The 15945-nt window shown below is 63.1% G+C and carries 12 protein-coding genes; 5 read left to right on the top strand and 7 right to left on the bottom strand.

Annotated features, from left to right (window positions below; translation table 11 throughout):
* Positions 1-19: 19 nt before the first annotated feature.
* The 7 genes from P0D71_RS16960 to P0D71_RS16930 all read right to left on the bottom strand — a co-directional run bounded on the left by P0D71_RS16960 (position 20) and on the right by P0D71_RS16930 (position 8699).
* The gene (locus P0D71_RS16960) at positions 20-2272 is read right to left on the bottom strand and encodes a xanthine dehydrogenase family protein molybdopterin-binding subunit (RefSeq protein WP_408481133.1); all 2253 of its coding nucleotides are present in this window, start codon (positions 2270-2272) and stop codon (positions 20-22) included.
* The gene (locus P0D71_RS16955) at positions 2269-3273 is read right to left on the bottom strand and encodes an FAD binding domain-containing protein (RefSeq protein ID WP_408481131.1); all 1005 of its coding nucleotides are present in this window, start codon (positions 3271-3273) and stop codon (positions 2269-2271) included. Before P0D71_RS16955 ends, P0D71_RS16960 begins: the two co-directional genes overlap by 4 nt.
* Positions 3270-3818, bottom strand: a complete 549-nt coding sequence (locus tag P0D71_RS16950) for a (2Fe-2S)-binding protein (RefSeq protein WP_091808280.1) — start codon at positions 3816-3818, stop codon at positions 3270-3272. Before P0D71_RS16950 ends, P0D71_RS16955 begins: the two co-directional genes overlap by 4 nt.
* A 170-nt stretch (positions 3819-3988) precedes the next feature.
* The gene (locus P0D71_RS16945) at positions 3989-4855 is read right to left on the bottom strand and encodes an SDR family oxidoreductase (RefSeq protein WP_408481129.1); all 867 of its coding nucleotides are present in this window, start codon (positions 4853-4855) and stop codon (positions 3989-3991) included.
* Between the two features lie 212 nt (positions 4856-5067).
* A complete protein-coding gene (locus P0D71_RS16940) occupies positions 5068-5526 on the bottom strand; it encodes a response regulator (RefSeq protein WP_408481128.1) in 459 nt (152 codons plus the stop codon).
* A 339-nt stretch (positions 5527-5865) separates the two neighbouring features.
* Positions 5866-7542 carry an ATP-dependent DNA ligase gene (locus P0D71_RS16935; RefSeq protein ID WP_408481127.1) on the bottom strand — a complete coding sequence of 559 codons (1677 nt, stop codon included), beginning with the start codon at positions 7540-7542 and terminating at the stop codon, positions 5866-5868.
* Positions 7539-8699, bottom strand: a complete 1161-nt coding sequence (locus tag P0D71_RS16930; protein WP_408297712.1) for a ligase-associated DNA damage response exonuclease — start codon at positions 8697-8699, stop codon at positions 7539-7541. The genes P0D71_RS16935 and P0D71_RS16930 overlap by 4 nt, the downstream gene beginning before the upstream one ends.
* A gap of 195 nt (positions 8700-8894) precedes the next feature.
* Between P0D71_RS16930 and P0D71_RS16925 the strand changes: the two genes are divergently transcribed.
* The 5 genes from P0D71_RS16925 to P0D71_RS16905 all read left to right on the top strand — a co-directional run bounded on the left by P0D71_RS16925 (position 8895) and on the right by P0D71_RS16905 (position 15821).
* Positions 8895-9797: a YihY/virulence factor BrkB family protein gene (locus P0D71_RS16925; RefSeq protein WP_408183946.1), complete on the top strand. Its 903-nt coding sequence runs from the start codon at positions 8895-8897 to the stop codon at positions 9795-9797.
* A gap of 332 nt (positions 9798-10129) precedes the next feature.
* Positions 10130-10933, top strand: a complete 804-nt coding sequence (locus P0D71_RS16920) for an alpha/beta fold hydrolase (RefSeq protein ID WP_408481126.1) — start codon at positions 10130-10132, stop codon at positions 10931-10933.
* Between the two features lie 4 nt (positions 10934-10937).
* Complete coding sequence (locus P0D71_RS16915; protein ID WP_408481124.1) at positions 10938-13268, top strand: PAS domain S-box protein; 2331 nt, start codon at positions 10938-10940, stop codon at positions 13266-13268.
* Positions 13269-13395: 127 nt separating this feature from the next.
* Entirely contained in the window at positions 13396-14502 is a 1107-nt protein-coding gene (gene zapE / locus P0D71_RS16910) for a cell division protein ZapE (RefSeq protein WP_408481122.1), read from the top strand.
* A 233-nt stretch (positions 14503-14735) separates the two neighbouring features.
* The gene (locus P0D71_RS16905) at positions 14736-15821 is read left to right on the top strand and encodes a hypothetical protein (RefSeq protein WP_091808258.1); all 1086 of its coding nucleotides are present in this window, start codon (positions 14736-14738) and stop codon (positions 15819-15821) included.
* The last annotated feature ends 124 nt before the right edge of the window (positions 15822-15945 follow it).

The raw sequence follows: 15945 nt of genomic DNA, 5'->3' as shown, positions 1-15945 counted from the left end.
CTTCTGCGCCTCGCGCGCGTCAGCCTCCTAACAGCTTATCCAGCGTAATCGGCAGCGCCCTCACCCGCTTGCCGGTTGCGTGCCAGACCGCATTGCTCACCGCGGCGGCCACACCCACAACGCCGATTTCTCCCACGCCTTTCGCCCCCAACGGATTGACGATATCGTCGTGTTCTTCAACGAACAACACGTCAATGTCGTGGATGTCGGCATTGACCGGCACATGGTATTCGGAGAAGTTGTGATTCATTTGCCGCCCGAGTGTATGGTCGAACTGACCATGCTCGTGCAGCGCCATGCTGATGCCCCACACCACGCCACCGGCAATCTGGTTGGCCGCCGTCTTCGGATTCATCATTCGCCCCGCGGCGATCGCGCTGACCACGCGCGACACCCGCACCGTGCCGAGCGTTTCGTCCACGCGCACTTCGGCAAATACGGCGGAATGCGTGCCCATCGAATACGCCTTTTGCTTTTCATGCGGTTGCACGCTGGCCTGCTCGTCGAGTTCGTCGACGCCCGCGCGGATAAACAGCGCGTCGATAGTGATCGCATCGTCTGCACCGGTGCCGCAAACGAGACGCTCACCCACGCGGCGGATGTCTTCGCGTGCAACGCTCGAGAAACGTGCGCCGCCATGTTGCCGCGCGAGTTCGACGAGGCGGTTGTGCAGGCGCTTGCAGGCGACATCCACCGCGCTGCCCACTGACGACACCGTCCACGAGCCGCCTTCAATCGGCGCCTTCGGCAAGCGTGTGTCGCCGAGTTCGAATTGGACGTCGTGAATCGAAACGCCGAGCGCATCCGCGGCGATCTGGCACATCACCGTGTAGGTGCCGGTGCCGATATCCGCGGTCGAACTCGAGACTTTCACCTGGCCGTCGCGCGTCATCACCGCGCGCGCGGACGCCTCGTTCTGCATGGCGTCCCACACCCCAGCCGCCATGCCCCAGCCGATCAGTTCATGACCTTCGCGCCGGGCTCGCGGCGCAAGCGGCCGTTTGTCCCAGCCGAAGCGCGCCGCGCCTTCGCGAAAGCACTCGCGCAATGCTTTACTGGAAAAAGGCAAGTTCTTGTTGGCGTCACGCTCGGCGTAATTGAGCAAACGCAGATCGAGTGGATCCATCTGCAAGGCTTCGGCCAGTTCGTCCATGGCCATTTCCAACGGGAAAAGCCCTTGTGCCGCGCCTGGCGCGCGCGTGTCCGCTGGCGTCGGCACATCGATTCGCGCGACCTTGTAGCCCATCGTGACGTTGTCGCACTGATACAGTTGCCCGGCCCAATTGACGACTACGTCGCAGTAGTCTTCGTATTGCGAGGTCTCCGACACCGCTTCGTGAATCACCGACTGCAATCTGCCGTCGGCGCCCGCACCGAGTGCGACACGCTGGATGGATTGCGGGCGGTGGGCAAACGTGAACATCTGCTGACGTGTCAACGTGAGCCGGACAGGCCGCTTCAGTTCGCGCGCGGCCATGACCGCGAGCGCAAGATGATAGTGCGGCCTCAGCCCCGAGCCGAAAGCACCGCCGACGAACGGCGCGATCACCTGCACCTCGTCGTCTTTCAGGCCAAACAGATTGGTGAGATACGACTTGGTATTGCCGACGCCTTGAGTCTTTTCATACACGGTCAGGCGCCCTTGCGCGTCCGGCACCACGGTGCATCCATGCATTTCCATCGGATTGTGATATTCCGCGGGCGTGCTGTAGAAGGTATCCACGCGCGCGACGGCGCTCGCCAGCGCCGTGTCCGCGTCGCCGCGAGCCGGCGGCGGTGGTTCGAAGCCGCCTTTTTCAGTCGAAGGCGGAACAGCGCTCATCACTGCTTCGCTCAAGTCGGTTTGATGCGGCGTGGCTTCATAACGGACTTTCACGAGCGACGCCGCATAGCGCGCCAGTTCCAGCGATCCGGCAATGACCAGAGCGACAGGTTGTCCGCTGTACCAGACGCGATCGTCCCATAGCGGCCTGAACGGACTGCCGCCTGGCGCGACCCTATCCTTGTACGCTTTGTCTTCGAACGGCAATGCCGGGCGATTCTGATGAGTCAGCACCAACAGCACGCCCGGCAACGCCAACGCGGCGGATGAATCGATCGACACGATACGGCCTGTCGCAATGGTGCTCGACACGACGAAACCATAAGTGAGACCTTCAGCCGTGAAATCAGCGGCATAGTGCGCCGCGCCGGTGACTTTCAATCTCCCGTCCACGCGGTTGTGCGGCACCCCGGTCGCCCGTGCGGCCGGCAATGATTCGACGCGGTTCATGGTGCGGTCTCCTCAAACGAACGTTGCGTCGCCAATTCGAACGCGCGCACGACGACGCGTGCCGCCAGTTCGATCTTGAACGTGTTATCCCGATAGCCGTGGGCGCCGCGTAATAGCATGGTGGCGAAATCGCGCACGGTGGCGGCATCGAGGCGCTTGCCGCGCAAGCCCCCTTCCGCAACGGTATCGCGCCACGGTTTGTGCGCCACGCCGCCGAGCGCGCAGTGCGCGTTCACGATCGTGTCGCCGTCGAGTTCCACACCCACTGCAGCGGACACCAACGCGAACGCATACGAGGCCCGGTCGCGCACTTTCACGTAAGCGTAATGGGTGGCGAAGCCCTGCTTCGGCAACTCGATCGCCGTGATCAATTCATCGTCGCGCAGATTCGAATCGATGTTCGGCGTGTCGCCGGGAAGGCGATGAAAGTCTGCAAATGGCAACGTACGCGTACCGTCCTTACCGGCGAGATGCACGCTGGCATCGAGCGCTGCAAGCGCCACACACATGTCCGACGGATGCACGGCGATGCACTGATCGCTTGCGCCGAGAATGGCATGAATACGGTTCACGCCTTCCAGCGCCGGGCAGCCCGTTCCCGGTTCGCGTTTGTTGCAGGGTGTGCCGGCGTCGTAGAAATAATGGCAGCGCGTGCGTTGCAGCAGATTGCCGCCGACTGTCGCCACATTGCGGATCTGCGCGGACGCACCGGCCAGAATGGCTTTGGCCAGCAGCGGATAGCGCGCGGCCACCGCGCGGTCGTACGCAACCGCGCTGTTGGTTACCAATGCTCCAATCTTGAGTCCGCCTGATTCCGTCGTCTCGATCTGCCTGAGCGGCAAACGGTTGATATCGACCAGCACCGCAGGATGCGTCACGTCTTCGCGCAGCAAGTCGACCAGGTTCGTGCCGCCCGCAATGAACGCCGCCGTCGCATCGGCGCGATGCTGATCGATTGCCTGAGGCACCGCGCTCGCGCGGGTATAAGAAAAGCGGTTCATGAGTGCGCTCCCTCGCCGGTGCGCTGCTTGTTCGGCAAGTCAGCGGCGTCGAGAATCGCCGCGACGATATTCGTGTAAGCGCCGCAGCGGCACAGGTTGCCGCTCATCAATTCGCGCACGTCGTCGGCACACTTCACGTGGCCCTCGTCGAGCATGGCAACGGCCGAGCAGATCTGCCCCGGCGTGCAGTAGCCGCATTGAAACGCATCGTGGTCGATGAACGCCTGCTGCATGACATGCAGCGTGTCGCCATCGGCGAGGCCTTCGATCGTCGTGATCGAAGCGCCGTCGCGCACGGCCGCGAGCGCAAGACAGGTATTGATCCGCTGGCCATCGACGATTGCCGTGCAGGCGCCGCATTGCCCATGATCGCAGCCTTTTTTTGTGCCGCTCAGATGACAGTGTTCGCGCAGCAGATCGAGCAGCGTGGTCCATGCTTCCACTTCGAAATGCCGGGTTTTGCCGTTGATTTCGAACGTGACGGGCACGCGCTCGACTTCGCTCGGCGCGAGATCGAGCGCCGAGTCCGCGATTGGGGTATCCATGGGTTTCTCCTTCTCCTGACGATAGGTCGCTAAGCGATACAGCGGGGTTGCGCAAGCGACGTGCCACCGCGGCACGTCGGTCCGCGCTCGCGCCGCGTCTGCGTCGTGCTGGCGAACGAAGCTATCGTCGAACAAAGGAAACGCAGCGCTGCCGGATTAATTCAATCGACCTAAATGATCGGCGAGCCGCCGGTGACCGCGATAGTTGCGCCGGAGATATAGCTGGCTTCATCGGAGGCGAGCATCACGTAGGCCGCCGCAAGTTCGGCGGGCTGACCGGGCCGCTTCATCGGCACCTGTTCGCCGAACTTCTCGACCTTCTCCGGCGGCATGGTCGAAGGAATCAGCGGCGTCCAGATCGGTCCGGGCGCCACGCAGTTGGCACGAATGCCCTTCTCCGCCAGCAGTTGCGCAAGGCCACCCGTGAAGTTCTGAATCGCGCCCTTGGTCGTCGCATACGCGATCAACCCCGGATTAGGATGATCCGCGTTGATCGACGTGGTATTGATGATCGCGGCACCGGGTTTCATATGTCTGACCGCGGCCCGCGTGATCCTGAACATCGCGCCGATGTTGGTATCGAAGGTCTTGTCCCACTCTTCGTCGCTGATCGCATCGAGCGACGGATAGCTCATCTGGTAGGCGGCGTTATTGACAAGAATGTCCAGCCGGCCAAAAGCCTCAATAGCCCGATCGACGATCGTATTGCAATGCGCGGGCTTCGTGATGTCACCTGGCAGCAAGACGGCTTTGCGGCCCGCCTCCTCGACCCAACGCGCGGTCTCGCGCGCGTCGTCGTCCTCGTTCAGATACGAAATGAGCACGTCGGCGCCTTCGCGCGCGAATGCGATGGCAACGGCGCGGCCGATCCCGCTGTCGCCGCCGGTGACTATCGCCGCTTTGCCCGCGAGACGTCCCGAGCCTCGATAGGACCGCTCGCCGTGGTCGGGTTGCGGTTGCATCGGCGCGGTGAGCCCTGGCGTGTGGGTCTGTTGCTGGTTGGGGAAAGGTGGTGCAGGACGTTGCGTGTCGCTCATGACGGACCTCCGGTTGCGATGAGATTGCGCGATGTGTGAATGCACACCGCATGGCAACGCAATCAGCAACCCGTGGACCCGCGTTCTATCGTGGTTTCTACAACTTCGTCATGCCGGAAGGAGAATTTGATCTGCATCCCCTGCTCCTGATTCAATCTTTCGGCAATAGCATGATCGATGGCATGGGATTTTTTTCAAAGCGCACGCAGCCTTTACGGTCGTCCGGCCTCGTGCAGTGCAGCGGCTGATTCCAGTACGCGCAACAAACGCTCGGGCGTTAGCGGCTTGGCGCAATGTGCGTCGAAGCCGGCCGCTTTGGCGCGGGCCCGGTCGTCACGCGAGGCAAACGCGGTACACGCCACCAGCAGCATATGGGAAGTCGAAGCGTGTGCGCGCAGGCGGCGAGCCAGCTCAAGTCCGTCGAGCCCCGGCATCTTGATGTCGAGCACCACCGCGAATGGCTGCCATTCGCGCGCCATCTCGCAGACCGCAAGCGGGTCCTCGAGCGCGCGGCACTCGAAGCCGTCGGCGGTGAGCAACATCTGCAATGCCTCCGCCGCTTCACGGTAATCGTCCACCACGAGCACACGCCGGTGCGAGACCATCGCGTACTGGATCGGCCTCCACACGACAACGTCGTCGTTTTCATCCATACGGTCGTCGAACGTCACCCTCTTCTCCCTGGCATTCTTCCATGCGCTACTCGCAGGCACTTCGGAACACGCGCGCAAGATTCGCTCCCGACGCACGGACAAAATCCATCGTGCGCCCGACGAAGGCTTCGGTGTGCGTAGCGAGGCGCTCAGGCGGCCGCCGCATACGCTTTACTTCACCACCATAGCTCACGCCATAAATCACCGCTCATGGATTTAATACCAGGAGACAGCGCGAATTTCGCGGTAGATGACGCCTGTGCGTCGATCAGACGCACAACGGCTGTGCGGGCCGCGCTTGCCGCGTGCACGAGGCGGCTGCCACTTGCACGCTTTAGGGATTTCTACTCAGCGGGTTTATCCCGAGGGATCGTCGATGAAGCCTTTAAGCATGGCGAGCGTATCGGCGTCGTCGATATGTTTGTCGGTGCGCCAGCGCAGCATGCGCGGAAACCGCACGGCCACGCCGGATTTATGACGCGGGCTCGCCTGAATGCCCTCGAAGCCGATTTCGAATACCAGCGTGGGCGTCACGCTGCGCACAGGACCGAATTTCTCGATCGTGGTCTTGCGCACAATCGCATCCACCTGGCGCATTTCTTCGTCAGTCAGTCCGGAATACGCCTTGGCGAACGGTACGAGCGTGCGTACACCGTCCGCTTCATCCCATATCGCGAATGTGAAATCGGTGTAGAGACTGGCCCGGCGGCCATGTCCGCGCTGTGCGTAAACCAGCACGGCATCTACTGCATAAGGATCGATTTTCCATTTCCACCATGTGCCGGACGCCTTGGTCCGGCCCACTCCGTACATCGACTCGCGCTCCTTGACCATCAGACCTTCCACGCCACGCGCGCGGCTCTCATCACGCAACGCCGCCAGCGCATGCCAGTCTGGCGCGCGCACGAGCGGCGACACGCGCAGCAGATCACGCGCGAGCGTGCCTTCCATGGCGGTTGCGAGCGCATCCAGTTGGACTCGCCGCGCGGCAAGCGGCGTCATGCGCAAATCCCTGCCGTGCGCTTCGAGCAGATCGTAAGCAAGAAGCGTGGCGGGCGAATCGGCGAGGATTTTTTTCGTCAGCGTTTTGCGGGCAATACGGGGTTGCAAGCGCGCGAATGGCAATGGCGCGCTTGCGCCCGGTTCCCACGCGAGGATCTCCCCATCGATCACGAAGCCGTCTGGCAAGGCCTCACCTAGCGCCGCGACTTCGGGGAACCGGTCCGTGATCAGATCTTCGCCGCGTGACCACAGCCAGACGCGTCCGCCGCGTTTGACGAGCTGCGCGCGAATGCCGTCCCATTTCCATTCGATCTGCCATTGCGAGGGATCGCCAAGCGTGGCCGGCTCAGCCTGCAACGGATGGGCCAGGAAGAACGGATACGGCAGCCCGAGATCGCTGTCATGCTGGGGCTCGCCGGCTTGTGCATCGTCACCCGTTGCTTCGGGTGCGATCAAACGCAGATAGCGCGCGGCGTCGGGCTTCTGTTGCGAGTCGGTCCAACCCACCATGCGTTGCGCAATCCGCTTATGATCAACGCCCGCCACTTCCGCAAGCGCCCTCACCACCAGTTGCCGCGCCACGCCGACGCGAAACCCGCCGCCAATCAGTTTCGTCAGCAGAAAGCGGCCACCCCAATCGAGTTCGTCCCAATAGCTGAGCAAACGCGTGCGCAACTCTTCCGGCGCCGCCCCACGCAACGTCAGAATGCGCTGCTCGATCCATTGCGTGAGACCCAGTTCGGAGGTGCGCTGCGCGGGCGGCAGAATATGCGCGATGGTCTCCGCCAGATCGCCCACGGCGTGATACGACTCCTCGAATAACCATGCCGGCAGACCGGCGCGCTCGCGGGCGATCTCGCTCAGAAGACGCGTGGGCACCGATTGGCGCGGCTTACCGCCAGCGAGGAAATACGATGCCCACGCCGCATCTTCCGGCTCGGCCACGGCAAAGTAACTGGTAAGCGCCTCGAGTTTGTCGTGCGTCGAGGTGGTCGCGTCGAGCGCGGTATAGAGGGCCGCGAAGCGTTTCATGCGCTACTCGCCGGGTTGACGGGATCAGCGAGCGTGGCGGCGTTATCGGCGGACTCGTCCTGCTCGCCCATCTGATCGAGTGGAAGTTTTACGTTACCTGTAGCGGCTGTTTCATCCGCACCCGCGGCGTCCGCTTCGACCGTATCGTCGCCGTACTGCGTTTCAAACGCGCCCGCTTCGAGGCCCTGTTCCCGCAACCAGCGCACCATCGGCTCGACGGACCCGTGGGTCACGATTACGCGTGCGGCGCCAGTCGCCTGAATAGCCGTTTGCAGGCTGGGCCAATCCGCGTGGTCCGACAGTACGAAACCGCGGTCGACACCACGCCTGCGGCGCGCGCCTCGCAACCGCATCCATCCCGAAGCGAACGCGTCGCTGTAGTCGCCGAAGCGCTTGAGCCACGCGCTGCCCTGCGCGGACGGCGGCGCAACGATCAACGCTTGCCGGAACACGGCCTTGTCCTTGACCGGTATCTCACTGACTGGACGCACCGGCGGCAAGCTGACCCCGGCTTGCCGATACGCGCGATTGAGCGGCTCGACCGCGCCGTGACAGAAGATCGGACCAATGCCCGCGTCGACGCTCGCCAGCACGCGCTGCGCCTTGCCAAACGAATAGCAGAACAGGACCGACGCGCGTCCTTCCGCAGCGTTGTGACGCCACCACGAATCGATGCCATCGAATACGGTTTGCGGCGCGTCCCATCGATAGATCGGCAGGCCGAAGGTCGACTCGGTAATGAAGGTGTCGCACCGTACCGGTTCAAAAGCGTCGCAAGTCGGGTCGGGGTCGAGCTTGTAGTCGCCCGATGCGACCCAAACGCGCCCTCGGTGTTCGATCCGCACTTGCGCCGAGCCCAGCACGTGCCCGGCGGGATGCAGCGAGACGGTTGTGCCGTTGAGATCGAGACGCTCGCCATAAGCCAGGGTTTGCAGCGAAATGCCGGGCAAACGCGACATCAGCACGTTCGCCCCGGCTCGCGACGCAAGATAGTGGCGATGCCCGAAGCGCGCGTGATCGGAATGCGCATGCGTGATCACGGCGCGTTCGACAGGGCGCCACGGGTCGATATAAAAGTCGCCGGGTGGACAGTACAGTCCCTCGGGCCGCGCAACCACCAGGTCCGCGCTGTCCGCGTGGTCAGAGGCTAGGTTCAAGTGGGGTCCTGAAGCAGGTTGATGCAACGTCGCCACAGCCGCCAAGCAAACTGCATTCCCGGCGCACTTTGCCGGGTCGGCGCATCCGAACGACAGCGTTATCCAGTATGGCCGCATACTTGCTTAAGTGACAAGGCAAGCGCGTCGACAAAGTCTGCATGCCCGCAGAGTTCGCAACGCGCGCTGAGAGGTCCCATGCAAACCATCATCGACGATCACGCGTTGTATGTGGCAAAACATCCCGGTACTTTCCTGCTGCAAACCTTGAAGGCGTTTCGTGCAAACCAGGGTTTGCTGCTCGCCGGCGCAGTCGCGTATTACGCGTTGCTGTCGATCGTGCCACTGATGATCCTGATCGTGATCGCCCTGTCGCGCGTCGTGCCGCAACATGTTTTACTGGCGGCGCTCGCGCATCTGTTGCAATGGCTGGTGCCGGGTCAATCGAATGCGCTCGTGCGCGAACTGGCCAATTTTCTCGCGCATCGCGCGGTGATCGGCTGGGTGCTGCTGCTCACCATGATCTTCTTCAGCTCGCTCGCCTTCACCGTTCTGGAGAACGCCATGTCGCTGATTTTCGTTCACCGCGTAGTGGTGCGGCGACGGCACTTCCTGCTCTCGGCCATGCTGCCGTATTGCTACATCCTGTTTCTCGGCGTGGGCTTGCTGATCGTCACCTTCGTGTCGAGCGGTCTCGAGGCGATCGGCGCCGAAGGCATCGATTTGTTCGGGCTGCACGTTTCATTGCAAGGACTCTCTCGCGTCGTGCTGTATCTGCTCGGCCTCGCGGGCGAGATTTTCGTGCTGACTTCGATCTATATGGTGATGCCGGTTGGACGCCCTTCGCTCAAACATGCGCTGTTCGGCGGCATAGTGGCCGCCGCGCTGTGGGAGATCACCCGGCATGTGCTGGTCTGGTATTTCGCCACGCTCTCGCAAGTCAGCGTGGTATATGGATCGCTGACCATGGCGATCGTGATCCTGTTCAGCCTGGAGTGGCTCGCAACACTACTGCTATTCGGCGCACAGGTGATTTCGCAATACGAACGATTCGGAACCGAGTCACCTGAGGCGCCGCAGCCGAAGATCGAGACCGGTTGACGGACACGCGAATGGAAAGCCTGCGGCGTGCGTCTGCCCGCCACTTTCCGCCGTGCCAATGCCAATGCCAATGCCAATGCCGATTGCATCATACGGGATTGACCGCTCGCGGATCACATGCGCGCCGGAACCAAACGATGGTCGCTGCGTCAGACGCAAGACCTCTCACTCCGAGTCCCACATGCCGCCCACGCCTGACAACACCGATACACGGCTTCGCGGCAACACTCGGGCAACACTCGGGCAAGACTCGGGTAACATTCTGCTGAATACCGGCTGAGGCGCGCCTGGCGTGATCGCCGCTTTCATCCGGCAGGCTTCGGGAACAGACCATGAGCATCACCCAGCGCAACAACATACAGATTTCCGGCCGCGGCACACGGACCATGGTGATGGCGCACGGCTTCGGGTGCGATCAGAGCATGTGGCGCTATCTCGCGCCGTCGTTTCATGACGAATACCGGATCGTGCTGTTCGACCACGTCGGCAGTGGCTCGTCCGACCTCGCCGCGTACGACATCGACAAGTACGACTCGCTGCACGGATACGCGAGCGACCTGATCGAGATCATTCGCGAAGTCGCCGAGGCTCCGGTGGTGTTCGTCGGCCACTCCGTGAGCGCAATGATCGGCCTCATCGCGAGCCTGCAGGCGCCGCAACTCTTCCGCGCGCATATCATGGTCAGCCCGTCGCCCTGCTATGTGAACGACGGCGACTACGTGGGCGGCTTCTCTCGCGAAGATATCGAGGACCTGCTGCGCACGCTGGAGAGCAACTACCTCGGCTGGTCGAGTACCGTGGCGCCGGCCATCATGGGCGCGCCGGAGCAGCCGGAACTCGGCGTCGAACTGACCAACAGCTTCTGCCGCGCGGATCCCGAGATTGCGCGGCAATTCGCGCGCGTGACCTTTCTCTCCGACCATCGCGACATCCTGCCGCGCGCCGTCATGCCCACGCTGATTCTGCAATGTAGCGACGACATCATCGCGCCGCGCGAGGTCGGCGAATACATGCACCGCATGCTGCCCGGCAGTTCGCTGCAGCTGATCGAAAACATCGGCCATTGTCCGCACCTGAGTTCGCCTCAGGCGAGCGCGGCTGCCATGCGCGCCTTTCTCGGGCCGATGAGCCTGTAACGCGATGCAAAGCACGGACTACCCGCTGCCCTCCGGCGATGCGCTGTTTGAGCACGCCGCCTGCGGCCTGCTCGTCACCGACCACAATGGCCGCATCCTGCGCGTCAACGCGACCTTCTGCGGCTGGCTCGGCTACGAGGCCCACGAGCTTGCCGGCGCGCGACAGATTCAGGATCTGTTGAGCACGGGCGGCAAGGTGTTCTATCAGACGCATTGGGCGCCGCTCCTGCAAATGCAGGGTTCGGTGGCCGAGGTCAAGCTGAACATGATGCATCGCGACGGCCACATGCTGCCGATGCTGCTCAACGCGGTGCGCCGCCGTCATGGCGAGCTGACTTACCTCGAAGTGGCCGTGCTGATCGTCGCCGATCGCCATAAGTACGAGCAGGAGTTGCTGCTCGCACGGCGCAACGCCGAGGCCTCCGTGGCCGCGCATCAGCTCGCGCAAAAAGAGTTGCAGGAAAGCCGCGACGTGCTGAGTCTCGCCATGCGCGGCGCGCGCATGGGCGCGTGGTCGCACGAGCCGAAGTCCGGCAGGTTCTGGTGGAGCCGAGAACTGGAAGCGCTCGCGGGCTACGCCGAAGGACGTTTTGCCAATACGCCCGGCGGCTTTTTCGAACTGATTCATCCAGGCGATCTGCTCGCGCTGAACGAGGCGGTGGACCATGCGGTGGAAGCCGGCGACGATTACGTCGCCGAATTCCGCTTCCTGCATGCGAGCGGCGACTGGTGCTGGATGGAAGGGCGCGGGCGCGCCGCCTACGACCGGCACGGCGAGCCGCTGATGATCTACGGCCTCGGCATCGACATTACCGAACGCAAGGAAGCGCAGACCGTGCTGCTGCGCCAGGCCGCGATCTTCGAGCACCTGAGTGACGCGATCGTGATCACCGATCTGCGCGGCAATATCACCGACTTCAACGTGGGCGGCGAGCGCATGCTCGGTTATCGCATGCGCGAGATTCTCGGCAAGCCGGTCGCGCTCTTCCTGCCGCCGGAAGATGCCTTGAACATTCGCCGGGAAACGCTGGCGGCGCTGGCCGCCGAAGGCACGTGGCGCGGCGAGTTGCCCTTCGTGCGGCGCGACGGTTCGCGCGGCGTCTGCGAAACCGTGGTCAAGCCGCTCGCGAACGCGCGTGGCGACATCTACGGCGCGGTCAGCATCAATCGCGACATTACCGAGCGCCGGCGCGCGGAACATCAGCTCACGCGGCTGAATCTCGAACTCTCCAAGGCCGATCGCCGCAAGGATGAATTCCTCGCCACGCTCGCGCATGAACTGCGCAATCCGCTTGCGCCCATGCGCAACGTCCTCGAGATTTTGCGTTTGAAGGAGTTCGCCGATCCGCAACTGAACTGGTCGCGCGACGTGTTCGACCGGCAACTGCAACACATGACGCATCTGGTCGACGACCTGCTGGAAGTCTCGCGCATCACCCAGGGCAAGCTGGAGTTGCGCAAGCAACGGCTCGAACTGGCGCGCGCGATGCAATCGGCCATGGAAGCGGCGCGGCCGACCGTGCAGGCCTCATCCCATCATTTGAGCGTGACGCTGCCCCGCGAGCCGCTTTATCTGATCGCCGATCCCACGCGCCTCTCGCAGATGATCCTGAATCTGCTGAACAACGCGGCCAAGTACACGCCGCCTGGCGGCAGCATCTCGCTCGCAGCGGAGCGTGAAGGCGACGAAGCGGTGATCGTCGTGCGCGATTCCGGTATCGGCATTCCACGCGAGCATCTGGACAGCGTGTTCGAAATGTTCTCGCAACTCGCGCCGGCTTTGGACCGCTCGCAAGGCGGGCTCGGCATTGGTCTCGCACTGGTGCGCGGCCTCGCGGAACTGCACGGCGGCACGGTCGCGGCCTTCAGCGACGGCCCCGGCACCGGCAGCGAGTTCGTGATCCGGCTGCCGCTGACGAAAGCCGCCTCGCTGCCGGCCGACAGCGCGCCGCCCGAGGCGCCGCATACGGCCGGCCTGCGCGTGCTGGTCGTCGACGACAACGCGGACGCCGCCGAAAGCCTTGCGATGGTGCTCGAACTCGAAGGCCACGAAGTGCGCACCGCCGGCGACGGCATTGCCGGTCTCGAACTGATCGACGCCTTTGCCCCGCAGGCGGTGATTCTGGATATCGGCTTGCCGCGATTGAACGGCTATGAAGTGGCGCGGCGGATTCGCCGCGATCACGAGGACGCCGGCATCCTGCTGATCGCCGTCACGGGTTGGGGCCAGCAACAGGACAAGCAAACCGCCGTGGAGGCGGGCTTCGACCATCACTTCACCAAACCTGTCGATCCACGGGAATTGCAACGGGTACTGAGCCGGCAGCGGGTATGAGCGGTACGCGCGGCTTGTTAAACTGACGCGATTTCCGCCACCCGCCCCTTTATGCTCGCGCACCTCGCTACGCCATTCGCCGCTGTACGCTTTTGCAGCCACTCGCTGCACACCGGCACGCTTGCCCATGTTTGACGAAGCTCAGGTCACGCGCACGCTGGCCGCGCACGGCATCGTGCCCGATGCGAGCCAGCGTCAAGCGATCGCAGCGCTCGCCTCCCTGCTCGGCGCTAACGGCCGGGCCGCGAGATCATCTGGCGCCGCACCGAACCATCAAGGCGTGTATTGCTACGGATTGCCGGGGCGCGGCAAGAGTCTGGTGGTCGATACCGTGTTTGAACTGGCGAACGGCCGAAAGCGGCGTCTGCATTTCCACGAATTTCTGCGTGAGATGAACCGGCGGCTCGTGAACGAGCCACGCGGCGACGACCGGCTCGGCTCGGTCTCGCGACAATGGCTCGATGGTAGCGAGCTGCTGTGTTTCGACGAATTCCACGTGCACGATATCGCCGACGCGTTTCTGATGGGCCGCTTTCTCGACACCGCAATCGGCCTCGGCACCCGCATCGTACTCACCTCGAACTACGCGCCGGACGCCCTGCTCGCCGACCCGGAGTTTCACGAGCGTTTTCTGCCGACCATCGAGCAGATCAAACGCTGCTTCACCGTGATTCATTTCGACGGCGCGCGCGACTATCGTTTCGGCGGAGAAGAAGCGGACGTTCCGCGTTTCTTTGCGCCGCTCGATTCCGCCACCCACGAAGCGCTGCGCCGGATTTTCGTGCACTACGAAGGCAGCGCGGCGCCGAGTCCGGTCACGTTGAGCGCGGCTGGCAGGCCGCTCGCCGCGCGCGCAGCGGGCGCGGCTTTGCTATGGGCAGACTTCGAGAATCTGTGCGTGGCGAGCCGTTCGCATCTCGACTACCTGGAGCTTGCCGAGCAATGGCACGGTCTGATTCTCGACAATCTGCGCACCGAATCGCTGACTCACCCCCACACGCTGCAACGGCTGGTCTGGCTGGTCGATATCTTCTACGACCGCAAGCGCGCCCTGTTCATCGCATCCGATGAGCCGATCGTGGCGGCGCTCAACGGCCTGGAAGGGGCACATGATCTGTCACGCACGTTGAGCCGTCTTGCCGAAATGCAATCGCGCGCTTATCGCAGCACGCTGGACATTGCCGGCGAAATGTCGGCGGACCTGCCCGAGAACACAGTAGACGATTCCGTGTAATGCGCCCGTCAGGTGGTTTGAACCGTGCGTAATCAGGCACGGGCTTCTGCTAATATTGCAACGCAATAGCAATTCCTGCGCACTGCCGCTTTCGCTCTATCCGGGCGAATACACCGCTGATTCATAGGACGAAATGGCGATCGGCGCCCTTGCGCCGCCATACGGGAATAGGTCCTGCTACCGCCGTTGCGGGCCCATTCTTCAGCGGATAGTGTTCCGCCCTCCTCGCCGTTATGATCAGAACCGCTTCTGTCGCCGCGGCATTATGCGCGGCCTGCCTCACTTCAGCCTGTGTACACATCGGACCGTCCCGCCTGAAAGCCGACCAGGTCGACTATGCGCGCGCCCTCGGCGACGCAAAGAAACGCGAGATTCTCGCCGCCGTGGTCGGTCTCCGCTACGGCGACGCACCCGCGTTCCTGACTGTCAGCAGCATCATCGCGGCCTATACGTTCGACGCGACGGGCGGCGCCACCGCCAACGTCGGCTCGGGCAGCCAGCCGAACTACGCGCTTGCCACGGGCAGCGTGTCTTACTCGAATCATCCGACCTTCACCTTCACGCCGACCACCGGCGAAGCATTTGCCTCCGCGTATATCCGGCCGCTCGCGCCGTCGCTGGTATTGCCGCTCGCCGAAGGCGGCATTCCGATCGATCTGCTGTTGCGCATCACCGCGCAGTCGGTGGGCGGCTTGCAGAACGGCAATGCGCTCGGCGGCGAGAACAGCGCGGGCGCGCCGGGGTTCTTCGAATTGCTGCAAGCGCTGCGGCGCCTGCAACTGGCGGGCGAGTTGAACGTCGAGTCACGCCAGGCGGACGGCAAGAACGGCGCGATGGGCGTATATCTGGTCATGGGCGCGACCACCAGCGGCGAGTCGCCGGCCACGGCGGCCGATCTGGCGCGCGTGCGCAAGCTGCTGCATCTGTCGTCGAATACACGCACGTATGAAATCGTCTACGGCCCCTCGTCGGCCTCGCAGAAGGGCGACAAGATTCCGATGGTGACGCGCTCCGTGCTCGGCATCCTGACCGATCTCGGCGCCCAGGTGCAGGTGCCTGTCGAACGCATCAGCGATGGCTCGACCAAACCGACCGTGGGGCTGATCGGCGGCGAGACGCGGCCGACCATCATCGTGCATTCGGGTAAGACGCCGCCTGACAACGCGTATGTGATGATCGCGTATGGCCCGTCCACGTATTGGGTCGATCGCAACGACTTCGATTCGAAATACGCCTTCACGGTGGTGCAAAATCTGATGGCGCTGGCGGAAGCCGACACGAGCAGCAAAGCGCCGGTGGTGACGATTCCGGCGAATTGATTCCGCGTTGATGTTGTAATTGATCTCGCGGCGAGGGTAGCGCGCGAAGCCGAATTGCAAATGAAAAACCGGCGGGTGTGAGCTGGCTCACTCCGCCGGTGTCTATCGCCCACGCCGCACCCGC

This window comes from Paraburkholderia sp. RL17-383-BIF-A (assembly GCF_046028015.1).
Taxonomy (GTDB): domain Bacteria; phylum Pseudomonadota; class Gammaproteobacteria; order Burkholderiales; family Burkholderiaceae; genus Paraburkholderia.
Note: the sequence above shows the minus strand (reverse complement) of the source record. Positions and strands in the feature narration are given on the sequence as shown.